Source organism: Saccharophagus sp. K07 (genome assembly GCF_014336955.1).
Lineage (GTDB): Bacteria > Pseudomonadota > Gammaproteobacteria > Pseudomonadales > Cellvibrionaceae > UBA5868.
The window spans coordinates 579,626-605,018 of record NZ_QRAI01000002.1; the positions used below are offsets into that span (position 1 = coordinate 579,626).

At 52.0% G+C, this 25,393-nt stretch carries 22 protein-coding genes; 12 read left to right on the forward strand and 10 right to left on the reverse strand.

Annotated features, from left to right (window positions below):
* The first annotated feature begins 75 nt into the window (after positions 1-75).
* The 4 genes from DWB84_RS08995 to pdeM are packed head-to-tail and all read left to right on the forward strand — an operon-like array spanning position 76 to position 5,815.
* Positions 76-1,089 carry a ligase-associated DNA damage response exonuclease gene (locus tag DWB84_RS08995; protein WP_187409426.1) on the forward strand — a complete coding sequence of 338 codons (1,014 nt, stop codon included), beginning with the start codon at positions 76-78 and terminating at the stop codon, positions 1,087-1,089.
* Positions 1,086-2,708, forward strand: a complete 1,623-nt coding sequence (locus DWB84_RS09000) for an ATP-dependent DNA ligase (RefSeq protein ID WP_187409427.1) — start codon at positions 1,086-1,088, stop codon at positions 2,706-2,708. Before DWB84_RS08995 ends, DWB84_RS09000 begins: the two co-directional genes overlap by 4 nt.
* Positions 2,705-5,098, forward strand: coding sequence for a ligase-associated DNA damage response DEXH box helicase (locus tag DWB84_RS09005; RefSeq protein WP_222868099.1), 2,394 nt, complete (start codon positions 2,705-2,707; stop codon positions 5,096-5,098). The genes DWB84_RS09000 and DWB84_RS09005 overlap by 4 nt, the downstream gene beginning before the upstream one ends.
* Before the next feature lie 48 nt (positions 5,099-5,146).
* Positions 5,147-5,815 carry a ligase-associated DNA damage response endonuclease PdeM gene (pdeM, locus tag DWB84_RS09010; RefSeq protein ID WP_187409428.1) on the forward strand — a complete coding sequence of 223 codons (669 nt, stop codon included), beginning with the start codon at positions 5,147-5,149 and terminating at the stop codon, positions 5,813-5,815.
* A gap of 3 nt (positions 5,816-5,818) precedes the next feature.
* On the opposite strand, the gene DWB84_RS09015 is transcribed toward pdeM, so the two are convergent.
* Positions 5,819-6,259, reverse strand: a complete 441-nt coding sequence (locus DWB84_RS09015; protein WP_187409429.1) for a host attachment protein — start codon at positions 6,257-6,259, stop codon at positions 5,819-5,821.
* 242 nt (positions 6,260-6,501) lie between these two features.
* On the opposite strand from DWB84_RS09015, the gene DWB84_RS09020 reads away from it, so the two are divergent.
* From DWB84_RS09020 to DWB84_RS09030, 3 genes are all read left to right on the forward strand, one after another.
* A complete protein-coding gene (locus DWB84_RS09020) occupies positions 6,502-7,182 on the forward strand; it encodes a VIT family protein (protein WP_187409430.1) in 681 nt (226 codons plus the stop codon).
* A 96-nt stretch (positions 7,183-7,278) separates the two neighbouring features.
* A complete protein-coding gene (locus DWB84_RS09025) occupies positions 7,279-10,152 on the forward strand; it encodes a DEAD/DEAH box helicase (protein ID WP_187409431.1) in 2,874 nt (957 codons plus the stop codon).
* Between the two features lie 39 nt (positions 10,153-10,191).
* Positions 10,192-11,421 carry a hypothetical protein gene (locus tag DWB84_RS09030; RefSeq protein ID WP_187409432.1) on the forward strand — a complete coding sequence of 410 codons (1,230 nt, stop codon included), beginning with the start codon at positions 10,192-10,194 and terminating at the stop codon, positions 11,419-11,421.
* Positions 11,422-11,452: 31 nt separating this feature from the next.
* Here the strand turns inward: DWB84_RS09030 and DWB84_RS09035 are convergent, their stop codons facing one another.
* The 3 genes from DWB84_RS09035 to argS all read right to left on the reverse strand — a co-directional run bounded on the left by DWB84_RS09035 (position 11,453) and on the right by argS (position 15,088).
* Positions 11,453-12,214 carry a BPSS1780 family membrane protein gene (locus DWB84_RS09035; RefSeq protein WP_187409433.1) on the reverse strand — a complete coding sequence of 254 codons (762 nt, stop codon included), beginning with the start codon at positions 12,212-12,214 and terminating at the stop codon, positions 11,453-11,455.
* A 70-nt stretch (positions 12,215-12,284) separates the two neighbouring features.
* The gene (gene rdgC, locus DWB84_RS09040) at positions 12,285-13,220 is read right to left on the reverse strand and encodes a recombination-associated protein RdgC (protein ID WP_187409434.1); all 936 of its coding nucleotides are present in this window, start codon (positions 13,218-13,220) and stop codon (positions 12,285-12,287) included.
* A gap of 140 nt (positions 13,221-13,360) precedes the next feature.
* On the reverse strand, positions 13,361-15,088 hold the full coding sequence (argS, locus tag DWB84_RS09045) for an arginine--tRNA ligase (protein WP_187409435.1): 1,728 nt from the start codon (positions 15,086-15,088) through the stop codon (positions 13,361-13,363).
* A gap of 94 nt (positions 15,089-15,182) precedes the next feature.
* Here argS and DWB84_RS09050 point away from each other — a divergent pair, with 94 nt between their 5' ends.
* Genes DWB84_RS09050 through purU form a run of 4 tightly spaced genes read left to right on the forward strand, consistent with a single transcriptional unit; the run spans position 15,183 to position 18,369 of the window.
* Entirely contained in the window at positions 15,183-15,956 is a 774-nt protein-coding gene (locus DWB84_RS09050) for an enoyl-CoA hydratase-related protein (RefSeq protein WP_187409436.1), read from the forward strand.
* Positions 15,957-15,972: 16 nt separating this feature from the next.
* The gene (locus DWB84_RS09055; protein WP_187409437.1) at positions 15,973-16,797 is read left to right on the forward strand and encodes an SDR family oxidoreductase; all 825 of its coding nucleotides are present in this window, start codon (positions 15,973-15,975) and stop codon (positions 16,795-16,797) included.
* A gap of 43 nt (positions 16,798-16,840) precedes the next feature.
* Positions 16,841-17,434 (forward strand): DUF1287 domain-containing protein, encoded by a 594-nt coding sequence (locus DWB84_RS09060; RefSeq protein WP_187409438.1) that lies wholly within the window; start codon positions 16,841-16,843, stop codon positions 17,432-17,434.
* A gap of 47 nt (positions 17,435-17,481) precedes the next feature.
* Positions 17,482-18,369 (forward strand): formyltetrahydrofolate deformylase, encoded by an 888-nt coding sequence (gene purU, locus DWB84_RS09065; protein WP_255428908.1) that lies wholly within the window; start codon positions 17,482-17,484, stop codon positions 18,367-18,369.
* A 50-nt stretch (positions 18,370-18,419) separates the two neighbouring features.
* Here the strand turns inward: purU and DWB84_RS09070 are convergent, their stop codons facing one another.
* The 4 genes from DWB84_RS09070 to ispB form a co-directional block, all read right to left on the reverse strand.
* Positions 18,420-19,187, reverse strand: coding sequence for a DNA-binding domain-containing protein (locus DWB84_RS09070; RefSeq protein WP_187409439.1), 768 nt, complete (start codon positions 19,185-19,187; stop codon positions 18,420-18,422).
* The gene (locus DWB84_RS09075; RefSeq protein WP_255428909.1) at positions 19,184-20,047 is read right to left on the reverse strand and encodes a DUF692 family multinuclear iron-containing protein; all 864 of its coding nucleotides are present in this window, start codon (positions 20,045-20,047) and stop codon (positions 19,184-19,186) included. Before DWB84_RS09075 ends, DWB84_RS09070 begins: the two co-directional genes overlap by 4 nt.
* A gap of 140 nt (positions 20,048-20,187) precedes the next feature.
* Complete coding sequence (pgi, locus tag DWB84_RS09080; RefSeq protein WP_187409440.1) at positions 20,188-21,831, reverse strand: glucose-6-phosphate isomerase; 1,644 nt, start codon at positions 21,829-21,831, stop codon at positions 20,188-20,190.
* A 47-nt stretch (positions 21,832-21,878) separates the two neighbouring features.
* Positions 21,879-22,841 (reverse strand): octaprenyl diphosphate synthase, encoded by a 963-nt coding sequence (ispB, locus tag DWB84_RS09085; RefSeq protein WP_187409441.1) that lies wholly within the window; start codon positions 22,839-22,841, stop codon positions 21,879-21,881.
* Between the two features lie 276 nt (positions 22,842-23,117).
* On the opposite strand from ispB, the gene DWB84_RS09090 reads away from it, so the two are divergent.
* Positions 23,118-23,357, forward strand: a complete 240-nt coding sequence (locus tag DWB84_RS09090) for a hypothetical protein (protein WP_187409442.1) — start codon at positions 23,118-23,120, stop codon at positions 23,355-23,357.
* A 52-nt stretch (positions 23,358-23,409) separates the two neighbouring features.
* On the opposite strand, the gene DWB84_RS09095 is transcribed toward DWB84_RS09090, so the two are convergent.
* Complete coding sequence (locus DWB84_RS09095) at positions 23,410-24,231, reverse strand: glycoside hydrolase family 11 protein (protein WP_187409443.1); 822 nt, start codon at positions 24,229-24,231, stop codon at positions 23,410-23,412.
* A gap of 171 nt (positions 24,232-24,402) precedes the next feature.
* The gene (locus DWB84_RS09100; protein WP_187409444.1) at positions 24,403-25,203 is read right to left on the reverse strand and encodes an SDR family oxidoreductase; all 801 of its coding nucleotides are present in this window, start codon (positions 25,201-25,203) and stop codon (positions 24,403-24,405) included.
* Positions 25,204-25,393 lie beyond the last annotated feature (190 nt).

The window sequence follows — 25,393 nt, forward strand, 5'->3', positions numbered from 1 at the left end:
GCACAATGAATTAACTGGAACTTGTCATTCGCAAAATTCGTCAAACAACCATAAATAAAAAATGGTGTGTTGCGTATGGCACAATTGATCCAGGTGACACCGCGGGGTCTTTATTGCCCACAGGGAAATTTCTATGTTGATCCCTGGGGTGAGACGGAAACCGCGATTATTACCCATGCGCATTCCGATCATGCGCGCTTCGGCTCGCAACATTATTTTGCCAGCGTCAATTCACTTCCTATTCTGCAGCATCGTTTGCCGCAGGCTCCACATTTGCATCCCCTGGAATATGGCGAACGCCGGCAATTTGGTGATGTCATTGTTTCGCTCCATCCGGCCGGACATATCCTGGGTTCCGCGCAAGTGCGTATCGAGGCGGAAGGCGAAGTGTGGGTGGTGACCGGTGACTATAAACGTTGTGACGATCCGAGCTGTGAGCCTTTTGAAATTGTGCCGAGTGATGTTTTGATCACCGAAGCGACCTTTGGTGCGCCGGTCTATCAATGGCAGGCCGGAGATCAAACCGTAGCGGAAATTTTTCAGTGGTGGAGCGATAACCGCGATCAGGGTATTACGTCGTTATTATTTTGTTACGCCCTCGGCAAAGCCCAGCGAATATTGGCGGAATTGACGCGTTTTACCGACGAACCTGTCTATACCCACGGCGCGGTGGAAACCCTGACCAATATTTACCGCAAAGCGGGCATCGAAATGTTGCCCACAATACCTACCACTGATTTAGCCAAAAATCATTCCTATGCGGGTGCTTTAGTGTTGGCACCACCATCTGCGCATCGGTCAGTGTGGATGAAACGGTTTAAAAATATTTCCACGGGATTTGCATCTGGTTGGATGCGCGTGCGCGGGCATAGACGCAGGCGTGGTTATCAGCGCGGTTTTGTATTATCCGATCACGCCGACTGGCCGAGCTTATTGCGTACGGTGCGGGAGTGCGGTGCGCAAAAAATCTATGTCACTCACGGTTACAAGGATCTGCTCGCCCGCTATCTCAGCCACGAAGGCATGGAAGCACATTCGCTCGATACCCTTTTTACCGGAGATGAAATGGAAGCCGAGGTGCGGATGTGAAGCGGTTTGTCGAATTATTTCAAGCACTGGATACCACCACTTCCACCAACGCAAAAGTGGCGGCAATGGTGAATTATTTTCAGGATGCCAGCGCGGGCGACGCCGCCTGGGCTGCATTTTTTCTGATGGGCGAGCGCATGAAGCGGTTTATTTCATCCCGCGATTTGCAAAATTGGGCGCTGGAATTCACCGCTATGCCCGACTGGTTATTCGAGGATTCCTATCATACGGTAGGTGATACTGCAGAAACCATCGCGCTGCTTGTCGGCCATCCCCGATCCCATCTGGACAATCGCACTTTGCGCCAGTGGATGGAAGGGGAAATTCTGCCGCTGATGCAATTGGAAAAAACAGAGCAGGGCGAGCGCATCAAACAATGGTGGCAATTATTGAGTGTCGCGGAATGTTTTGTTCTCAATAAAATTCTGACCGGTGCTTTCCGTGTCGGCGTATCCAAAACCTTGGTATTGCGCGCTCTCGCGGAAGTGGCGCATTTGGATCCTGCTGTGATTGCCCACCGTTTTGTCGGTGCGTGGCAGCCGAATGCAGAATTTTTCCAGCAAGCGATGAGCGTGGAAGGCCATTCCCGCGCAAGCCCGCGACCCTATCCATTTTATTTGGCTTATCCGCTGGAGCAAAACCTGGAATCCATCGGCGAACCACAGGAGTGGTCAGCGGAATGGAAATGGGACGGAATTCGCGGACAGATGATGCAGCAAAATGGCGAAGTGCTGATCTGGTCGCGCGGCGAGGAACTGGTCACCGAACAATTTCCGGAATTGGTGGAATTGGCTTATCAATTACCGGACGGCGCAGTTCTGGATGGCGAAATTCTCGCTTGGATGGAAAATGCACCTATGGATTTTGCCGCCTTGCAAAAACGTTTAGGGCGAAAAAAGCCGGGCAGCAGTGTGCTGCAGAAAAACCCGGTTATTTTTATGGCCTATGATCTCTTGCAATGGCAGGAAGAAGATTGGCGTGATAGGCCTTTGCAACAACGCAGGCAACAATTGCAAAAGATTGTCGAAACGGTTGCTAACCCGCGTTTGCAATTATCGCCATCGATTTCCTTTTCCTCCTGGAATGAATTAACCGCGTTGCGCGATAGATCGCGGCATCACGGTGTTGAAGGTTTGATGCTTAAGCGTCTCGATTCGACTTATCAGGTCGGGCGGAAAAAGGGCGATTGGTGGAAATGGAAAATCGAACCTTACACCATTGATGCAGTGCTCCTGTACGCCCAGCCGGGGGCGGGAAGGCGGGCAAATTTATATACGGATTACACTTTTGCCTTATGGCAAGGTGATGAGCTGGTGCCGGTGGCCAAAGCCTATTTCGGTTTGACCGATGCGGAAATCAATCGTGTGGATAATTGGATTCGTCGCAATACAGTTGAGCGGCTTGGACCCGTGCGCTCGGTCAAACCGGAATTGGTGTTTGAATTGGCTTTTGAAAATATCGCCCTGTCTAATCGGCATAAATCTGGTGTGGCGGTGCGTTTCCCGCGCATTAAACGCTGGCGTGAGGACAAGCCTTATCAAGAAGCCGATACCCTGGAAAATTTAAAATCCCTGATTCATATAACACCAGCCGAACAATCGAGACAATCCGCCCGATGAAACGCGCTGCGCGAAAACGCTCCGGCGAAAATTCCTGGGTGCGCATCGAAAATTGGTTTGCCGCGCAAGGCTGGCAGCCGCTGCCATTTCAGCGCCGTGCATGGCAGGAACAAATTCAAAGTCGAAGCGGCCTGATTTATGTACCGACAGGATCCGGCAAAACCTACGCTGCAGTATTTACGACCTTGGCTCGCCTTCTGGAAATTGCCGCAGAAGGATTGCAATTGCTCTATATCACCCCGCTGCGCGCATTGAGTCGCGATGTGGAAAAGGCAATCGCCAAACCCTGCTCTGATTTGGGTTTGGATATCCGCATAGAAACCCGTACCGGTGATACCAAAGCTTCATTGCGCCGCAAACAAAAGCAGAATTTGCCGCATATTTTAATTACCACGCCTGAATCTTTTGCTTTATTGCTCTCTTATCCGGAGGCGCGCGAACAGTTTCGCCAGACCAAAATGGTTGTGGTAGACGAATGGCATGAATTAGTCGGAGGCAAACGCGGAATTTTGTTGGAGCTGGGATTGGCGCGGTTGCGTCATTATTCCCCCTTGGTGCAAACCTGGGCCTTGTCGGCAACTTTGGCTGATCCAGAAAGTGCAGCTCAATTAGCGTTGGGTACTTTGCAAAAACCGGTCATTATTAATGCGGAAATTGATCGCGCTGTGTATTTGCGATTCCTAATTCCCGATCAGGTGGACAGCTTTCCATGGGCTGGCCATCTGGGGCTGACCATGCGGGATAAGTTGGTGGCGGATCTGGATATAGGGCGCAGCACTCTGATTTTCACCAATACCCGTTATCAGGCGGAAAAATGGTATCAGGAAATTCTCGATGCGCGTCCGGAGTGGGCGGGACTGATGGCTTTACACCACGGCTCCATCGATGAACGTTCGCGCAATTTTGTGGAATCGGGGTTGAAATCCGGCTTGATCAAGCTTGTCGTTTGCACCTCGTCATTGGATTTGGGAGTGGATTTTCCCCAGGTGGAGAGGGTTTATCAGATTGGTTCGCCCAAAGGTATTGCTCGAACCATTCAACGGGCTGGGCGCGCTCATCACCGTATCGGCGAATCCTGCGAAATTACCTGCGTGCCTACTCACGCACTCGAATTATTGGAGTTTGCTGCGACGCGCAGTGCTATAGAAAAAGGCGAGGTGGAATCTCGCCCGCGTTTACAAAAGCCCTACGATGTTTTGGCGCAACATTTGGTGTCTTGCGCTGCAGGTGATGGTTTTATGCCCGCAGAATTGTTTGCGGAAATTAAAACCGCCACATCCTACCGGGATTTAACCTGGCAGGAATTTGAATGGGTGTTGGCTCTGGTTGAGCACGGTGGTCAGAACCTTAGCTCCTACAGCGAATATCATAAAATCGCCCGCGATCCTGCCGGGCGTTATCGAATTGTCACTCCGCGCCTCGCTCATATTCATCGCATGAATATAGGAACCATTCATTCGGATGCGCAGCTTAAGGTGAAATTTTTACGCGGCAAAAGTTTAGGTTTGATTGAAGAAGGTTTTATCAGTCGCTTAAAGAAGGGCGATCGTTTTGTCTTCGCAGGCCGCACTCTGGAATTGTTTCGCGTGGAAGACGATACAGTGCTGGTGCGCTTGAGTGAAAAAAGCAGTCGCGCCATCACCAAATGGCCCGGCAGCCGTTTGCCGATCTCGGAATCCTTGAGTGAGGAAATCCGCCAAATTCTGACAAGCGAAAAAAAAGCGCGACAGACATCGCCGGAATTAGCCGCAGTGGGGGTGATTCTCGAGCGCCAGGCACAATTATCCGCAGTGCCCGAATCGCACCAGTTATTGGCGGAAACATGTCGCACGCGCGAGGGATATCATTTATTTCTCTATCCCTTTGATAGTCGTCTCGTACACGAAGGTCTAGCGCCATTATTGGCCTATCGCTTTACCCGCGCGACCAGAGCGACATTTTCGTTAACCGTAAATGATTATGGGATGGAATTGCTGAGTCGCGAGGTCTTTCCGTTTGAAGAACTACTAAAGCCGGAAATTTTCAGCATTGAAAATTTAGCGGACGATATTTTAGCCAGCCTGAATATCAGCAGTATGGCTAAACGGCAATTTCGCGATATTGCGCGCATCACAGGTCTAGTCAATCAAAATTATCCCGGTCGTCGCCACCTTGCGCGTCAGTTACAAGCCAGTGCGTCACTTTTATTTGACGTATTTCAGCGTTATGAGCCGGACAATTTATTGTTGCGACAGGCGGAGCGGGAAGCTTTGGACCAGTTTTTTGAACAATCCCGCTTACAACGCACCTTACAAAGATTGGGATCCGCCGAATTGATAATTCGCCATATTCCCCACCCCTTTTGGATTTCCTTTGTTGACGGAGCGCGTATCGTCGCATTTGACCAATGAATCCATTGCCGAGCGCGTGGCAAAACTCGTCCGGCAGTGGTCGAAACCATGATCGGCGCGCATAGCCTATCCATACATGGACAAACCCTGAGCCTATTGCCGCAAAGAGCGCTCTATTGGCACGAAGAAAAAACGTTGATAGTGGCGGATGTGCATATCGGCAAATCCCAGACATTTCAGCGCGCTGGTATAGCAGTGCCGGGGCAGGTATTACAGGAAGATCTTAATCGTTTGACCCAGCTTGTATCGTCTGCATCTGCAGATCGTTTGCTGATACTCGGCGATTTTGTTCATCACCGCAGTGGTTTGACCAAACGTGTTTGTGAGGAGGTGGAGCAGTGGTGTGAAAATTTAAATGCGGAAATTATGGTAATCGTCGGCAACCACGATAGGCCGAATCGCCGTTTTTTATCTTCTCTGCCGCTTGTATTGCAGGAGCACGGTTGGGATTGTGGGCCATTTGGTTTTTATCATGATGAAGCGGATAAGCCTTCAAAATCAGATCAATTTTTATTTTTTGGTCACACCCATCCGGTGATTTTTAAGAATGGTTTGCGCTTGCCGGTATTTGCGTTTTATCGGACCCATTGCATTATGCCGGCGTTTAGTATTTTTACCGGAGGCTCGCCGCTGGAGCGGCGAGGGTTGGTGCAGGCATTTATTCCGTTGGAGGACGAAGCGGTGGCTGTTTTAACCTCACTCCCTCCCGACAATTAAAAACTATAAATTCGGCGATGGTGCTAAGCGCTCTGGTAAATGCTGGCGAAATTCGGCGGGATTAAATTGCGTCATATTTTTGCCTATTTCAAAACTGATGTCGTCTGCCAGTTGATCACTGAAGCGCGAGCGCAGCTCGCCTAACATATGAGGCTCCGCCACCAGTCCGAGCTTATAGAAAGAGCCGTTTTTATGTTCCGCTTCTAGAAAATGCGTAAGATCGCGGGCAAATTCCTGGATGCGTTTGTCTTTGGGGTTTGTGCGAGGTTGAGCGGAGCCGTGGTTGCGACGGCTGAGATTATCGCTGACCAAATCTTGTTCTGGCAAAATTGTGTCCGGTTGAATAAAGGTTTTGATTTCCTCCCAGTTTTTTCCCAATGGCTCGGTTTTAAAAACACGGGCTTTATGTGCATCGGCGGTTAGTATCCAAATTTCATTTTTCATAATGCCTCCGCTCGGTTAATTTGGAACGACTTTTAAAAAAGCGACAAAGGACAAATAGCCGCTTTTTATGAATTATCACTCTGCTTATGAAGTAAGACTTTATTCGCCCAGTTTTGTTGCAGCAAATACGACTATTGCAATTGGAATCCCGGGGTTGGGGTAAGTTCTGGTTTGTTAAGTTTTAATGGCGCGGACTTTTCTATAGGGCCATACTTGTCAAGAAAAACGCTAGCGGAGCAAATATGGAAAAACATCGTATTCACCGGGTCGGCTGGTTGCGAGCGGCGGTGCTTGGGGCAAATGACGGAATTGTGTCTACGGCGAGTCTGGTTATGGGGGTTGCTGCTGCCGGAAGCGATTCGAGCACTGTGTTATTGACGGGGGTGGCGGGATTGGTTTCCGGGGCCATGTCCATGGCGGCAGGTGAATACGTCTCGGTCAGCTCTCAGGCGGATACCGAAAAAGCGGATCTCGATTTGGAACGTCGCGAGCTGGAGCGCGACCCAGTGTATGAGCATCAGGAGATGGTGCAAATTTACATTAATCGAGGCTTGGATCGGCAGCTCGCGGAACAGGTCACCACGCAACTGATGGAACATGATGCTCTAGGTGCTCATGCGCGCGATGAGCTTGGTATCTCCGTCAATACTCGCGCCCGGCCAGTTCAGGCGGCGCTGGCGTCAGCAGCATCCTTTTCCTCTGGAGCCTCCTTGCCCTTGGCAGTCGTCTTACTGTCGCCGTCTGGAATATTGCAATGGACTGTCGCGGTGAGCTGCCTGCTGTTTCTCGGCCTGCTCGGTGGCATTGCCGCGAAAGCCGGTGGCGCACCGGTTGTGCGCGCGGCGCTGCGCGTCTGCGGCTGGAGCGCTCTGGCGATGGCCGCCACTAGCGCGGTGGGGAGCTTATTTGGCGTAGCGGTTTAGTTCTGTTCCCTAGAGACTATTTATGGCGCCAAGATAGTTTATGGCGCCAGGTTGGTTCACGGCACAAGGCTAGCCCGACAATTTTGGCTGGGTATAATGCCAGCCGTTTTTGTAAGGGTTGTCAGCGTCTGCGTCATGAGTTTTCTCGCCCGGCTTCGCCAGCAGCAAAGCCCTGTATCACCGGCAGGATTGCAACTTTGCTATTTCCTTGAACAGCGCGCCCCAGCAAGCCTGACTCTCACGTTGCGCTTGGCCACGGTCGAAAACGACCTGTTGCGCGAATTCGGTCAGCCCTATGAGATCCAGCCGGCGCACCTGCAATTGCCGCCGCCGTTTATCAATCCCCAAGATCTCGCCGTTTTACGCACCTTGATTCAGCAGGACAGCGGCTGGATCGGGCGCTCTGCTGGCGATCTCGGCGCGCCCGATGACCACTTCCTCAAGCAAATCATCGATACGCAAAAAAGCTTCACCGCCTCGTCCGCGGAAGGTGCTAAGGCGTTGCATTGGGGCACCCCAATTGAATTGATGCCCCAATGGCAAATCGATAGCGCCGGCGAGCAAAAATTGCTGTGGTCCTGCCCGCGCGGGGCTGAGCTGTGGGCGACGCACTCCATTGGCGTTGTAGTGCAAGGCCAGCAGGTGCGACCGGCCATCAGTAATCTGGTGGATAAGGCCCTCGCGGAAATTCGCAACTCGGTCGCAATCGCTCCTGGAGACCTAGAGCGATTTATCGAGCAATACCAGGATCACTGGTCAGAGCTTGGGCTACCACTGCCGCGAATACTCCACTCGCGCCATTGCGAGGCACATGTTCAATCCGTTCTCGCTTGTCACGCGGATGACACCTTTTCCGTCAGATTCCGCTATACGGCAGATTCGCTTTGTTTTTATTCAGACTGGGTAGAAGACGCGCGTTTTTGGACAGGCGAAGAGCTGCTGGTTGTCGCGCGGCAATGCGAGACAGAAAACACCGCTATTGCGCAACTTGCCCGCTATCTCGACAGCCACTTTGCCGGGCAACTGCGCCAAGAAGCATCCAATCGCTGGCGCCCTGCCGGCAAGCAGCAATGGAAACAGCTGCTGCTCGAACATCGCGCGCATCTGGAAAAACTCGGTTTAGTCGTCGACTTCGCTCCAGGGTTTCGCCACGCCTATGTGGCCCCCAGCCGCTGGCAGGTTGCTTTGGGACAGAAAGAGAACAGCTGGCAGCTCGAACTCGATCTGACGATTGACGAGAAAAAATACGACCTGTTAATGCTGCTTAAACGCTTGCGGGCGCTTAACCAAAGCCTGCAGGGGGATCACACCGAGCTGCATATCGACGGAAAAATCCTGGTGCTGCCCGCAGGTGTATTGGGCGCGCTGGCCGAGGAATTGGAAGATCTCAGCGAATGGTACGGCGGCGACGGTATTCCCCGCAGCCAGATGTATCGTTTGAACGAACTGCGCAAATCCCTGCCGGATGAGGCGGAATGGAGTGGCGAACTGACGCTGTTGCATCAGGCCGAACAGCTGCAGCAATCCCCGGAATTATTGGACCCCGCCGCCAGTGGCGTGCAAGCCGAACTGCGCTCCTATCAATGGCTGGGCGTGTGCTGGTTACAACACCTCAAACGCACCGGCTTTAACGGCCTGCTGGCTGATGACATGGGCTTGGGTAAAACCCTGCAAACCCTGGCGCATCTCAGCCTGGAGGAAAAACAGGGAGTTCTGGCCGCGCCCGCTTTGATCGTTGCGCCCACCAGTTTGTTATCCAACTGGGCGCGCGAGGCCAAGCGCTTCTGCCCGCATCTGCGGGTGCATATAGTCCACGGTGGCCAGCGGCATCAAAATTGGCCCAAGCGCGAACCGCATATATTGATAACAAGTTATAACCTGGTAGTGCGGGATCTGGATTTTTGGCTGCAGAAATCCCTCAGCTGGCTGGTGTTGGATGAGGCGCAGGCAATTAAAAATCCTGCGACACAAATTAGCCAATCTGTGCGCCAACTGCGTGCACAAAATCGCCTCTGTTTGTCCGGTACGCCGGTGGAAAATCATCTGGGTGAACTCTGGGCCTTGATGGAATTTCTCTGCCCGGGAGTATTGGGCAGTCAGCGACAATTCAAGTCCTATTACCAAAAACCCATTGAACAGGAAGGACGTGCCGACCGTTTGCAGTTGTTATTGCAACGGGTTGCGCCATTGCTGTTGCGACGCACAAAAAACCAGGTGGCGCGAGATTTGCCACCGAAAACGGTGGTTCAGCAACTGATTCCGCTTGGCGAAGATCAGAGCCTGTTTTATCAGCAGTTAAAACGGGAAGGTTGGAGCAATCTGGCCTTGGAGCTGGAGAAAGTCGATAACCCCGGCCAGAAACAAATTCTCCTGTTAACAGCTTTAACGCGTTTGCGTCAAGCCTGTTGCGATCCAAAACTTTTGCGCCAGGACAAGGTGTCGTCCGCAAAAACCGAATATTGTTTAGAGATGCTGCAGTCCTTGGTTGCCGAGGGCAGGGCGGCGCTGGTGTTTTCCCAGTTCACCAGTATGTTGGACATATTGGCGGAGGAGCTGGAGCAGCGGCAGATTTCCTATTTAAAACTGACAGGCCAGAGCCGCAACCGTGCTGAACTGGTGGAAGCTTTCCAAAAAGGTGAAGCGCCGGTGTTTTTGATCAGCTTGAAAGCGGGTGGAGTCGGTTTGAATCTGACGCGTGCGGATACGGTGATTCATTTTGACCCATGGTGGAACGCCGCCGCGGAAGAGCAGGCAGCCGACCGCGCCCACCGTATAGGTCAAACCCAGCCGGTGTTCGTTTACAAGTTAATTGCGGAAAACACTATTGAAGAGAAAATTGCGCAGCTGCAGGAAAACAAAGCCTTGCTGAGCGCGCAAGTCAATCGCCAGGCGCAAGACAGCGGTATCGAGTTCGCGTTGAAACTCGAAGATCTGTTGCGTTTATGGCAGGACGATGAAGTGTCTGTTTGATCTCGTCCGACAAAATAATAATTGGAGAACAAAAACCTTATGGCTGACATAGCAACTGTTGATTCTCAAGTAAGCCAGCAGGGACAGTTTTGCTTATTGGATTGGATGCTGGCTGAAAATTTTATTCCTTACGCAGCCTATGAAGATTGGCGTTACGGGCGAGTAGAAACGCTCGATGACGCTTTTACGCTCGCCCTGGACGATTTACGCCGTTTGTTACAGCAGGCACAACAAACCTGCCGTGAATTGAAATTGCAGCAGGAGGCGCAAACCTTTTACGCCTGGAATGGCCAGCAGCGTGCGCCACTGCGCATCAGCAAAGATGCAGAGTGGCACAACTTGTTGGCGGCGCGCTGGACCTCGCCCAAAGATGCGCCGCAAATGGACTTATTTATGGACAACTCCGCTGCCATTGCGGAGAACCAGGTGCTCGACGCCTTGGCCAACCGACAATTCGACAGCGCCAATGAAGCCTTGCAACGATTGGCCAAATTAAATGCCAGCCATCGCAAACTCGGTGGCTATCAGGATCTGATTAATTACGGGCTGCATTGCAGCGCCAATACCAATATCGAACAAGAAAATTTGGCAGCGGAATTTTACGGCCTCGACCAGGAAGTGGCGCCGCTTGCTAGCGAATTGTTGGGAAACAAAAAAAGAGATTTTCTCGCCTTTGCCTGGCGCCGGCTTGCCGATAATCTGCAGCAGCATGCGTTTTCTTCTGCAGAGCCGGATTTGCACATCAGCTACGCCTACAAACAAATTCCGGACTGGCAGGCATTGGTGCAAAGTCTGGAAAAAGAACCGGCGCTGTTTGACTCGCCTATATTGTTGGCGCGGCTTGCCCACGGCTTTTTTCAGTGTCAGCAGGTGAATGCGTTTTATCTTTTGTGGGGATTATTGTTCGAACGTTTCCCCAGCGACGGTGAGCGTCTGATCGGCCAGCAGGGCGAATTATTGGTGGAGCGCTGGGACCAATTTCTCGCTTTCGACGAAGATTGGCCCGCAGAGTTGTTCCTTGGATTTTTATTGATCCAGCAACCGGGATTGGTTGCGGTCATGGACAATCTGCCGGTTCTGCAGCGGGTGGAAATCGACAATGCCGTTAACCGCGCGGCGCTCAATCTGGTGCGCGCACGTTTGGCCGAGAAGGATGAACGTTCAGAGCGGGAGGCCTTAAAAAACCTCAGCCCGACCATGTTGAGTTTTTATATGAATAAACGCGACTGGTTTGCGTCTTTGAAAATGGGCGGGTATCGCAGGAGATAAAAAAGCCGTCCAACTGGACGGCTTTCTAATTCTATTCGTCTACGAAAATATCTTTATAGGAACAAAATATTGAAGCGTATATCACGGGGATCAGAACAAGAAAGCCCAAGCCCAGCGTGAATATCGCAAGAACAGCCAGGACCATCAAGACGAGACCATAAAGTAAAAAAGGCACCATATTTCTCCAGCAGCCTTTAAAACTCATGGACATCGCCTCAAACACGGGCACTTTGTGCAGCACTATAAGAGCGGGCGAAAACCACGCCGCCATAATGATCGGAGTGTAGAGAGCGAGAATAACAAGGCTAATAAGCGGAATGAGAAGGAGGTCTAAACTTCCCGTCGACAATGATAACAAGGGGGTCAGAACCATAACTGCAACCAAGGCGACAATTACAAGCACAAAGGTTGCTGCCATCAGCACCACACCTAGGAGCAGAAGCGGACCTAACTCTTCGCTGAATCCAGCAAATAAGTGGCTGATTTTCAGCGGCTCCCGGTCGTGCAGAGCTTTGCATCCCAGCATCAATCCACCGACCCACAAATAGGTTGTGAGCGAAACGACAAAATTGATCACCGGCAGTATGCTGAGCCCAACCATCAGCAAAATTCCAATAATCGTGATTGCGATCCAGATGCCTGCACCCTGTTTAAAATAATTAAACCCGTCGACCAACCACTGTACACCTTGACTGGCATTTACCGTGCGAGGGGCGTGGAGCTCAAACTCACCTTTTTCGTAAGGAACCGTGAGGTCTGCGTTTGGGGCAGAGTAGGGGTTTGGATTACTCATAATGGCTCCCTTGATTGATGGGGCACCCAAGGCCCTCCAACTCAAAAGTTTTCATATTAGCCGTTCTCCATTAATCATCGCTTAAGTCAACAGCGCGCACTTTGGTATCGAGGCCGCCGAACGCCTCCTGTAGCGCATCGAGAAATTCTTTTAATTCCATGGTCATGATAGAGAAGTCGACATCGAATTCTTCCGCCGCGCTTTCCGGGTGGCGATCTGTCGCTTTATCGAGAATGCGCTCGCTGAATTTCAGGCGTTTGATGGCCAACTCGTGATCGATCACACACTCGATGGAGTCCTGCCAAGTCAGCGCCAATTTGCGTACCGTCATATTGGTTTTTAAATGATTGAGCAATTCTTCCGCAGTTAAATCGTGCTTTTTGCAGCGAATCACTCGACCGTCGTCGCGTGGCGCTTCCAGTTCACATTCATCGCCCAAGGCAAATCCTGCAGGCGGTTGTGAATTGGCGAGCCAGTGGGTCATGGTCTGGCTGGGAATTTGTTTGGTGGCAAAAGGAATCACCGGCAAGCTGCCCACAACATCGCGCAAGGCGCTGAGCAGTTCTTCTGCACGTTTGGCAGACGATGCGTTGACCACGATCCAATTGTCCTGTGGCGCTATGTAGGCAAATTGCAATTGTGAGCGCACCAGCGCGCGTGGCAGCAGGGAAAAAATAATTTCTTCTTTGAGATTTTGTTTTTCCGCGCGGCCGACATTGCGGCCTTCTTCCTGACTTATGGCGGCAACTTTTTCTTCCAATTGTTCACGCACCACTGAGCCGGGCAGGATTTTTTCCTGGCGTTTGGCGCAAATCATCATATAACCGTTGGTGGCATGGACCAGTTGTTTACCGTGGCGCCCGAGCGGCGGCACCCAACCGTAAACAGAAAGATCCTGTTTGCCGCAGGGCTGAAATGCTTTTTGTTCCAGTGCTGCATCCAGCTCATCCGGCGATAAAGTAAAAGGTTTCGTCAAGCGATAGACGCGCAGATTTTTAAACCACATAAAAATTCGATTCCAAAAAATAAAAGCGCTGGCGATATGTTTTTATGTTCAAGGCCAGGCTGAAAAAATTGATGGTGTTTAAGAAAAAACAAGCCCGAAAATTCGGGCTTGTCGAGAAAAATTAGTATTGATAATGGAGCTTACATTTTTTCCATGACTTCGATGCCGAGCAATTCAAGACCCGCGCGCAGGGTTTGTGCAACCGAGTCGCTCAAAATCAAGCGGCTGTTGCGAATTTCTACGTCGACGCCGTCTTTCAGAATAGGACAGGCTTCGTAGAAAGTCATAAACAAACTGGCGAGATCATACAAATAAGTGCACAGCAAATGCGGCATGGCTTCTTGCGCAACCTGATCAACGGTTTCGCCGTATTGCAGAAGTTTCAGCGCCAGGGCTTTTTCCTGCGGCTCGACTAATTGCAGTTGTGCTTCCAACTCGGCGGGATTAATACCAGCTTTGCGGAAAATACTGCGAATGCGCGTGTAGGCGTATTGCAGATAGGGCCCAGTGTTGCCCTCAAAGCTCAACATCTGATCCCAATTAAATACGTAATCGAGCGTGCGCGTTTTGCTGAGGTCGGCGTATTTCACTGCGCCTATCCCCACTTTGCGGGCAACTTCGGCTTTTTCTTCGGCGGTGAGTTCGGTGTCCTGAATCACCTTGGATGCACGCTCCACTGCTTCGTGGAGAAGCTCGGCGAGTTTTACGGTGCCGCCGGTGCGGGTTTTAAACGGCTTGCCGTCGGATCCCATCATGGTGCCGAAGGGGCAGTGCTCCAGTTTGACTTGTTCAGAGGCAAAACCTGCTTTGCGTGCGATGGTGTAAACCTGCTGCATATGCAGAGCTTGGCGCGCGTCGCTGAACACCATGATTCGCGCTGCACCCAAGGTACCGACGCGGAAGCGAATCGCCGCGAGATCCGACGTGGAATAGAGATAGCCGCCGTCTTTTTTCTGCACGATCACCGGCGATGGATTGCCATTTTTATCGGCCAATTCCTGCAGAAATACCACCTGAGCACCCTGGTCTTCCTGGGCGAGGCCCTGGTTTTTCAGTTCTTCCACCAACACCGGCAGGTCGGGGTTGTAAAAGCTTTCGCCGCGCACATGCTCAGGTGTGAGCGACACATTGAGCAGTTCATAAATCTCTTCGCAGTGGGCGAGGGAGACTTCGCGGAATTTGTGCCACAGCTTCAACACTTCCGCATCGCCCGCTTGCAAACGCACCACATATTGACGGGCGAGGTCGGCAAAAGCCTGATCTTCGTCAAAGTGCTTTTTGGCCTTTTGATAAAAATGTTCCAGGTCTTGCAGTGCCAGTTCGGCGCGCTCGTCTTGCTGCAGCTGGGCTTCGAGTTCGGCGATCAACATGCCGAACTGAGTGCCCCAGTCGCCCACGTGGTTTTGGCGGATAACGTTATGGCCTTGGCTTTCCAAAACGCGCACCACGGCGTCGCCGATAATGGTCGAACGCAGATGGCCGACGTGCATTTCTTTAGCGAGGTTAGGACCTGAGTAATCCACCACAATGGTTTGCGGCTCCAGGCCCTGGGCTAAACTGGCGTAAGGTGGTTGGTCGAGCAGCAGCTTGGCAAGCCAGGCGGAGTCCAGGCTGATGTTGATAAAACCGGGACCGGCGATCTCGACTTTCTGGGCGATGCCGTCCAGTTTGAGTTCGGCGACGATCTTCTGCGCGAGTTCGCGCGGGTTGCTGCCCACTTTTTTGGCAGCGCCCATAGCGCCGTTGATCTGGTAATCTCCGAACGCGGGATTTTTGCTCGGCGCGACATGTGGTTCGCACTCGGCGGGAATTCCGGCAGCGAGCATGGCATTTTGAGCAAGCTCGGTGAGCAGGGCACGAATGGTCATAAATTGAACGTCTGTGATTTGGTGAGCAGGCGATTGTAACGGCCTCCCGGGTAGATGCAAGCTGCGGCAGAGGCAACAAAACAGGAGAGAGCGCATGACCGAAACAGGTGAAATCGCAGTGGAGCGGCGCGGTGCCGTTCTCGAACTGATGCTCAACCGGCCAGAGCGCAAAAATGCGCTCAACTTTGCCATGTACAGCCGCCTTACCGAGGAGCTGACCCAGGCGGCCAGGGATCCACAGGTTCGCGTGGTCATACTGCACGGCGCAGGCGGTAGTTTTACCAGCGGCAACGATCTGCAGGATTTTGCCCGCGGCTTGAATCTCTCTCCGGAAGATTCGCCCATAGTGCAATTTATGCTCGCCCTGCGCGACTTCCCCAAACCTTTTATAGCGGCGGTCACCGGCGTTGCCGTCGGCATTGGAACCACCCTGCTGCTGCACAGCGATTTCGCCTACGCCAGTCCCGCCAGCGAATTTCGTACGCCCTTTGCGCAATTGGGCTTGTGCCCGGAATATGCCGCCTCTTTGTTCTTGCCGCGTCTGGTCGGCCATAGAAAAGCCAACGAGTGGTTGATGCTCGGTAAGACCTTCAACGCCCAACAGGCGGCGGAGGCGGGCGTGATCAACGAAGTAGTTGAAGACCCGCTGGCGACTGCGCGCAAGGTGGCAGAGCAAATCACCCAAATGGCCCCCGCTGCCGTGCGCGCCACCAAGGCACTTTTGCGTCAACCGGTTGCCGATGATGTACGGCAGATCATGGAAGAAGAAATTCGCGTTTTCAGCGAGCGCCTGCGCAGCCCCGAATTTGCTGAAGCCGCTGCTGCATTTTTCGAAAAGCGCGCGCCGGATTTTTCCCGTTTTGAATAATTAAGGAGAGGATTTTATGTTGACTCTGGATTTTACTGGTTCAACGGTGCTGGTGGTTGGTGGCACCAGCGGTATCAATCGCGGCATCGCGGAAGCTTTTGCCAAACACGGCGCCAAGGTCGCAGTGGCGAGTCGCAATCCGCAAAAAGTGGCGGATACAGTGGCAGCCTTGCAGGAATTGGGCGCGCAAGCCACAGGATTCAGCGCCGATGTGCGTGACTACGATTCTGTGGTCGCGGGAGTAAATCAGGTAGTCGCAGCGTTTGGTCCTATCGATATTTTGATTTCCGGTGCCGCCGGCAACTTCCCCGCCATGGCGGACAAAATGTCGCCCAACGGCTTTAAATCGGTGGTGGAAATCGATTTGTTGGGCACTTACCACGTGGTGCGCGCGGTTTATCCGCATCTGCGCCGCCCGGGGGCGAGCATTATCAATATCTCCGCACCCCAGGCGGTGGTCGGCATGGTCGGGCAAGCGCATGTGTGTGCGGCCAAGGCCGGTGTCGATATGATCACGCGCACTCTGGCGTTGGAGTGGGGGGTAGAGGGTATTCGCGTAAACAGCATTATTCCCGGACCAATTGATGGCACCGAAGGTATGCGCCGCCTGGCGCCGACGCCGGAAATTCACGACGCCTGTCGCAAATCCGTGCCGCTCAAACGTATGGGCGTGCCGGAGGATATTGCCAACGCCTGCCTGTTTTTAAGCTCGCCCTTGGCTTCTTATATTCACGGCGTGATTCTGCCCGTCGACGGTGGTTGGGTATTGGGCGGATACGCGGCTGTGGCCTCCGCTATGGAACCGCTTCTGCGGGCGATGCCAGCAAGGGATAAAAATTAAGAGCCGACTAGGGATAAAGCATTAACGCCAAGGAATAACAACAATGAAAGCAGCGCTAAACTTTGTTTTTCTCGTTTTATTCGCCCCACTGACTTTTGCCGAAGAGGAGCGAACACGGGAGGAGTGGCGAGCACAGTTGGTGGAAGCTGCGCGGGAACAGACGCGCTACACCTTGCATTACGACGGTTCCTATCAGCGCATCGCCTATCCTATGGGTGATGTGCCGATTGATCGTGGTGTGTGCACGGATGTGGTAATTCGCGCGTACCGCGCATTAGGCAAGGACCTGCAGCAGCTGGTGCACGAGGATATGCAAGCGCATTTTGCGCTCTACCCGAAAAACTGGGGCTTGAGCCGACCGGATCGCAATATAGATCACCGCCGTGTGCCCAATCTGCAAACCTATTTCAAGCGCTTCGGGCAAAGTCTTCCGGTAACGGAAAATTCAGATTTGCAACCGGGTGATTTGCTTACCTGGATGTTGCCGGGTAATTTGCCGCATATAGGCGTAGTGTCCGACCGTCGCTCAGCCGACGGTAAAAGACCGCTGATTATCCATAATATTGGAGTGGGTGTGCAGGAAGAGGATGCACTCAATGTTGCGCCTCTTACCGGACACTATCGATTTATCCCATAAAAACGTCTGCTAGAATGCCGGCGTTTTTCCTTATTTGTGTGAGATTTATGGCTTCCATTTCTTCCAATGACGACACTATGGCCGAACAGTTGATTCTGAAATTCAGTTGTCAGGATCAGCCAGGCATAGTGGCATCTGTGGCGAGTTTGTTTTCCCTGCAGGGATTTAATATTCGCGAATCATCCCAGTTCGAGGATATTCACACGCGGCAGTTTTTTATGCGCACTGTGTTGGAGTCTGTCGAAGGCCCGAAAAAAATGGCTGATATCAAATCGGCATTTTCCGCTGTCGCCAAACGTTACGGCATGAATTGGGAAATTTACGATGGCGCCTACAAGCCGCGCATGGTGATTGCGGTATCGCAATGGGGACATTGTTTGAATGCGCTGCTCAACAGTTGGAAGCAGGGATCTCTGCCGGTGGAAATTACCGGGGTGATTTCCAACCACCGCGATATGCAATCTTTAGTTGAGTGGTACGGGCTTCCTTACCATTACGCGCCAGTGACCAAAGACAATAAGGCGGAACAGGAAAAACAAATTCTGCAATTGATCGAAGACACCAAAGCGGATTTTCTGGTGCTCGCGCGCTATATGCAGATTCTGTCCGACGACTTGTGCAAGCACGTGGCCGGTCGGGCGATCAATATCCACCACTCATTTTTGCCCGGTTTTAAAGGCGCTAAACCCTATCATCAAGCCTACGATCGCGGCGTGAAATTGATTGGTGCAACTGCGCATTACGTCACCGCGGAATTGGATGAAGGTCCGATCATCGAACAAGCGGTGGAGCGCGTATCACACTCGCAGACACCAGAACAATTGGTGGAACTCGGCCGCGATATTGAAGCAGTGGTGTTGCAACGGGCGGTGCGCTGGCATGCTGAGCACCGGGTATTGTTGAACGGCAGTAAGACTGTGGTGTTTTCGCCTTAAGCGGGAATCAAAAAATCAGCCGGGCGCAAAATAGCTCGGCTGATTTTTGTTTAGTACAGGCTGATAATCAAATCGTTCTTAATCAAAAACTGAATGGCAGCCACGGCGTTAAAACCGGGATCTGTCATGCGTGCATCCATTAATGCACTGTTGAGTGTCTCACCTGCGTCAATTGCATCGAGAACTTTAATCAAACCCACGTCCACTCTGTGCACTTCCACCTGTAATTTTGGCCGAATAATCACCACCTCTTGCGGCGATTCAACTGACAGTGGTTTTGCCGAAAATTGCGAGCTATGAGAGCGCCAAATATCGTAAATGGCGTAGGGAGAGGACATCCAAAAACACGCCGGATGCAATTGGATTCGCCGCGCGGCTAATTGCTCGGGGCTCAAATCGGTAAAAATCCGTGTGTTCATCGCCGTAGCATCAATCGCTTGCTTGGCTTTGAAACAACCGTAATCCAGTGTTGCTACATCGGGAAGATGTGGCAGCTTTTCTTCCGTGGGATAAAGCTCAAGGAAGGGCGCAAAGGGTTCGCCTATCAAGATAGGGTCAACATTTTGCGGTTGGCTTTGCAGAAAAAACGCCCGCGCAGCTTTGTTGAATTCCTCGTCCCCCATAACACCGACAGTGGTCGGATATACCGAGCGCAGAATATCAGTCAGCCCGCGCAAAGCGCGCTCACGATAAGCGGCAAATTGTTTGAGTGTGCGCGGAGAATTCGTCAGATGCGGAATTTCTGCAACCAGAGCGGGATCGAGTTCGGTACTGAACAAGGCTTTGGTAAAAGCCTCCTGAAAATTGGCAAGGCTCATAAAGTGACTTCCTTCACTTTCGGTTTGCGCTCGACCTCGGCAATGATTTGATCTGCCTTTTTCGCCTGCTCAACCAGCACGCTGAGTTCCGGCACATTTTCGTCCCATTCAATCAGGGTCGCGACTGGCGCGGGCAATTGCGTCAGCGCTTCGCGATACAGCTGCCAAACCGGTTTGCATATAGTGGTGCTTTGATCGTCCACCAGCAGAACGTAGTCGTCATCCAGTGGCATCAGGGAGTGGCCGGATAAGTGAATCTCTTTTACCGCCGCCAATGGGTATTGCTGCAGCTCTCTGAAAGGGTCTTTGCCCAAGTTCAGACAGGACAAATACAGGTTGGTGATATCCAGCAACAGCCCGCAGCCGCTGGCGCGCACCAGTTCGGATAAAAACACACCTTCACTGAATTCGTCGTCGAGGCTCAACAAGCGCGCCGGGTTCTCTACCAGAATGCGCCGGCCCAGGGTGTTCTGCACAGTGCGCACGTTGAAACTCACCTGGTCGAGACTTTCCAAGGTGTAGGGCAGGGGGAACATGCTGTGGAAGTAACCGCGCTGCCAGCGGCTCCAGGCCAGATGGTCGGAGAACTGGGCAGGTCTATAGCGCTCTACCAAGGCCGCTATATCTTGCAGATGTTTGCTGTTGACGCTCTCGGCAGACCCGAGTGAAAGGCTGCGGGAATTCATGGCGAGAGGGTAAATGGCGGCAATCCGTTCCAAATAGTGATGCGAGGCACCGCCTAATCCCAGGTAGTCTTCAGGATGAATTTCCAACCAACCCACATCCGGCTGTGAGTTGAGGATCTCCTGATAGTGTTGTGGCCGCAGGCTGATGCCCGCTCGCTTAGGTAATTTTTCCATGATTAGCGGCGATGAGGACCTCTTAGAATGGGCTCGATTATAGATCGAATCAAAGCCGCCCATTCAAGAGTTTATGGCACAACTGGTCACAAATTCGGCTCGAATGGGTGCGTTGCGGAATAACAACGCACCCAAATGTGCTACAGATCCGTATTGGCGGAGCAGAATTTGCGAATGAGATGCTGAGTGGAGGAGTCCCAATCGCCAGGGATATCAGTGGTTTCTATGGCGATATTTACGTGGGTACCCAAAAGTTTGCCCAGCTCAACGCCCCATTGGTCGAACGAGTTGATATCCAACAGAACACCCAAGGTATAAACCTTGTGTTCGTAAGCGGCGATCAGTGCGCCGAGGGTTTCTGGAGTCAACTGCTCCAGCAGCAGGGTGTTGCTCGGACGGTTGCCCGGATGAACCTTGTGCGGCGCCAGGAAAGCGATCTCTTCATCACTAAAGCCTTGGGCTTTCAGTTCTGTTTTGGCCATTTCCAGGCTGCGACCAGTCAAAAGCGCCTGACTTTGCGCAACGCAGTTGGCAAACAACAGGCGGTGCTGATGCTTCAGATTGTCGTGGCCTTTGAGGGTGGCAATAAAGTCGATGGGCACCAGACTGGTTCCCTGGTGGAGCAACTGGTGGAAGGAGTGCTGACCGTTGGTGCCCTCGGTACCCCACACAATGGCGCCAGTGGGATAGTCCACGGGTTTGCCATCGCGGGTTACGCTCTTGCCGTTGCTCTCCATCTCCAGCTGTTGCAGGTAAGACGGCAGCAGGGCGAGATGGTGTGCATAAGGCAGTATGGCCTGGGTGGTGGAACCCATAAATTCGCCGTACCAGAACATCAACAAGCCAAGAATCACCGGCAGGTTCTTCTCCAAGGGCGCTTCGGCGAAGTGTTTATCCATGGCTTCTGCGCCAGCGCGCAGACGGTTGAAGTTATCCATACCCACAGCAAAGGCGATGGACATGCCGATTGCGGACCACAGAGAGTAACGCCCGCCGACCCAGTCCCAAATTGGGTAGACATTCTCTTCGGCGATACCGAATTCCACTGCTTTATCAACGCGCGAAGATATGGCTACGAAGTGTTTGGCCAGATCCTGCTGGGCGCAGCCAGCTTCGAGCATCCAGGCGCGCGCACTCAGAGCGTTTTCGCGGGTTTCCTGGGTGGAGAAAGATTTAGAGGCAACCAGGAACAGGGTAGAGGCCGGGTTGAGCTTGGCCAGCAGATCACTTAGCTCAGCACCATCAATATTGGCGACAAAGTGAACATTTACTTTGTTGAGGTGATAGGGAGTCAAAGCTTTGGCCACCATGCGTGGACCGAGGTCGGAACCGCCGATGCCGATATTGACTACGTCAGTGATTTTTTCGCCGGTATAGCCTTTCCAGGATCCGCTGTGCACAGCCTCGATCAGGCCGGACATTTTGGCCAGCGTTTCCGCGACGGCTTTTTGTTCCGGGGTGGTGGGGGCGCCAGTGTGGCGCAGCGCGGTGTGCAGGGCTGGGCGGTCTTCGGTGCCGTTGACGTGCTCACCTTTCAACAGGCGTTTGATGGCGCCGCTCAGATCCGCCTGACGGGCAACTTCCAGCAGAAGTTGCAGGGTTTCGGTCGTAATGTGGTTCTTCGAGTAATCCAGTTCAATGCCGGCAGCGCTGACACTGAAGCGGGCACAGCGATTAGTATCGTCAGCGAAAAGCTGGGCCAAGGTCTGGGATTTCCAGATCTCTCGATGCTGTTCCAGTTGTGGCCAGACGGTATATCGATCAGAAAGTTTGCTGTAGGACATGAAATACTCCGGGATGAGGGGTCGGTCAGCATTGCCCCATCGTTTGTTTAGTAGGCACGCGTTACGGAGAAACGCGCGAGGTCGGCCATGGCCTGACGGTATTTATTGTCAGGCATGACCCGCAAAGCTTCAGCCGCAGCTGCGGCATGTTCCTGCGCCTTGCGGCGAGTGTACTCCAGGCTGCCACATTCCTTTACCAGCGCCAGTACGTCACGCAAATGCTCCACACCTCCATGAGTGATCGCCTCCTGAATCAAAGCTCGTTCGGCGCCTTGCGTATGCGCTAGTGCGTGAATCAGTGGCAAGGTCGGCTTACCTTCTGCAAGGTCGTCGCCGATGTTCTTGCCCATGGTTTCCTGATCGCCTTCGTAGTCGAGCAGATCGTCGACCAATTGAAAGGCGAGCCCGAGATGGTGGCCAAATTGCCAGGCGGCATCGCGCTGCTGCTGAGGAGCGTCCGCCAGAACGGCGGCGGTGCTGCAGGCGGCTTCAAACAGCGCGGCGGTCTTTTTATGGATGACGGCAAAGTAATCCGCTTCGGTAACCTGCGGATTTTTCGCGTTGATCAATTGCTGGACTTCGCCTTCGGAGATGACGTTGGTGGTATCCGACAGAATGGCCATGATCTCCATGCTGCCCAGGCGCACCAGCATCTGAAACGCGCGCGAATAGAGAAAGTCGCCGACAAGAACGCTGGGCGCATTGCCAAACTGGGCGTTGGCGGTCGGTTTGCCGCGGCGCAGATTCGACATATCCACCACGTCGTCGTGTAGCAGCGTAGCGGTATGGATGAATTCAATGATGGTGGCCAGCTCGATATGGCGGCGCTGTGGGTACTCCAGACAATTAGCGGTCAGCAGCACCAAAATGGGTCGCAGCCGCTTGCCGCCGCTGTCGACTATGTAATGCCCAATGTTTTCCACCAGGCCAACGTCGGAATGCAATTGTTCAATGATCAAATCGTTGACCGCAGATAAGTCGTCAGCGATAGCTTGTTGAAAAGGCAGCATCTGGAAGGATTTCTTATGGCCTGGATTTTGGGGGTGGATGCTAGGGGGGCGGTCCCTGACTGTCAAGGTTTGCGCCTGTGGCGGGCTAAGCGGCACCTAGCTTGGACGAGTGATTTTAGCTGATTTCCGGCAAAACCTCGTTTCACTGTTGTTAAGATGCGCCGGCCGGTTTTGCAGGCGTATTCGGCTGATGAGGGAGTGCTTATAGTCGAAAATAGACTAAATCAGGAGCGGTTCGACATTAGGATAAGTTCTGGGCAGCTCAATAACTGCCACATGGCAATCAAGATTGGCCTCGCCGATAATTTAAAAATGTACCGATCGAGTGTATCAGGGAATATGAAAAAGCATTTTAAATGGCTAAGTCTCGGATTTTCTCTATTTGCTGTTTTGGCATTTATTTGTCAAACCGAAATAGAAGAGTCTTATTATGTGTGGCGCTTTGATAAAATTGCAGGCGTAGAAAAGGTGGAAAAATACTATAACTACGAGGGGCATGTCGTCTGGTCAGCTTGAAAAGCTTAACAAAGCGCCTACAGGATAGGCGCTTTTTATTTGTATTTACCAATCACTTACTCGCATCCCAAACCCGCCCGGAGGCAGTTCCGCTTTTTTCAACCAGAAAAACCTCAACCGCAAATACCTGATAGGTTGGATCGTCGCTGGCGTCGAAGTTATTTAAGTCAGGGAGTTTCCAGCCATTTTGTTCCCAGGCTTTTGCGTGGTCGGCAAAAATAATTTTGTGATCGACACCGAGCGGCATTTGTTCTTTGGGTTTGCTCCAATATTGGTAGAAAGTTGCAGTGTTGTTGATGGATGGTTTTTCTTTGCGAACAGTGCGGTAGGTGGTGTACTCGACGCCATTGCTGACAAACGTAATTCCTTGTTCACCACCTTGTGCCGGTGTGCGCACCCAGCGTTGAATAATGTAGTACTCAACCAAATGCGCAGGATCCTGGTGGTCCATTTCTTTGTTGTAGCCCCAACCGTAGAGCGTTACATAGCTCGCACCTGAGTCTTCATTAAGGTGGTAGCCGATTACGCGATTTTTATCGCCGTGTTCCCAACCCGGGCCGCCGACATAGTTGTAGTTGCCGCCAATCCAATTAATGGTGAAATTTCCTTGCTCGTCTAATTTAAGCGATGCCTCACCACCGTCTTTCCAATGGGTAAAAAACACATTGCCTACATGACCTGTGGCATGGCTTTGGGTAAGCAGTGTTTCGCCGCTAAAGCGCTGGGTATACGCCTTGAATTTGGTGATCGGTGGTTTGCCGCTATTTGTTTTGCCGGTATCTGAGGTAACAGCCGCTGGCGGAGTTGAGGTGCAGCCCGCAAGTCCCATGATCATGGCGCAGGCAAGGACAGATTGTGCAAAACAGCGTTTCATAGGGTTCTCCAGGTGTCAGCAAACGGGCTGTGTTTATGGTTATGTGAGTTTCGCCTGGTGGCTAAGGGATGCATTATAGAAGGCAAAAGGGAACTTGGCTGATTTTTGCTAATTAAGCGACCACTCGCTTTTGCCGAAGAAGCTTTGGACAAGCGAGTGGCCTCCTCGATGCTACGATTTATGCCGGGGTTCTTGCTGTTTCATCATAGTTTTGGCAACCAAACTATCCGGAGTGATATTGCTTGCGGCAATTTGGGCTTTATTTTTCAAGCCGGAAATCACCATGTCATCACCGTTCATCAGGGCATCAAATCCGTCTTTGGCGACTTTGGCAGGATCTGCCAAATCCTGTTCGAGTATTTTGGAATCTTCCATATGGGCCTTGCGAAAGAAATCCGTATCGGTCGCGCCGGGCAATAAAGAAGTAATGGTCACGCCGGAATCGGCCACTTCTGCGCGAATAGCTTCAGTAAAAGAATGAATAAACGCTTTAGTGCCGTGATAGACCGCCTGATAAGGGCCGGGGACTTTGCCGGCTATGGAGGCGACGTTAAGAATTTTTCCTTCGTGGCGCTGGACCATTTCACGTAAATACAATTTGGTAAGAACCAGATAAGCTCCTATATTGAGCTGCAGCATATCCAATTCGTGCTGCACGTCCGTTTCGACAAATTTTCCATAAAAACCTTGCGCAGCGTCGTTAACCAAAACGTCGACACTAATGCCGAGCTGATGAATTTCCTCATATATCTCAAACGGTGCTTCGCGTCGAAACAGATCCTTGGGCAAAGTAACAACTGAAATGCCATAGGATTGCGCAAATTCATTCGCTACCGCCTTTAGATCGGCTTCGGTACGCGCTACCAGGATCAGGTTATAAGCATTCTGTGCAAATATTTTTGCTAATTCATAACCGATACCACTGGTGGCGCCAGTAATCAACGCATATTTGGGTTGAAGATGCGAGACCATAGTTACCTCCTGCGTTTTATAGGTGGGAAGATAATAAATGTGACTTCGTTGTGAAATTAATGTTCTATGGAAATTGCAAGAAATGGTTTGAACGTGCTAAGGATGGGCTAATAGTGCTAGAAATGGATTATTAAAACTCCTCTAAATAATTTTCAAATTTATGTAAAGTCTTCATGTCTTATGTCTCGTT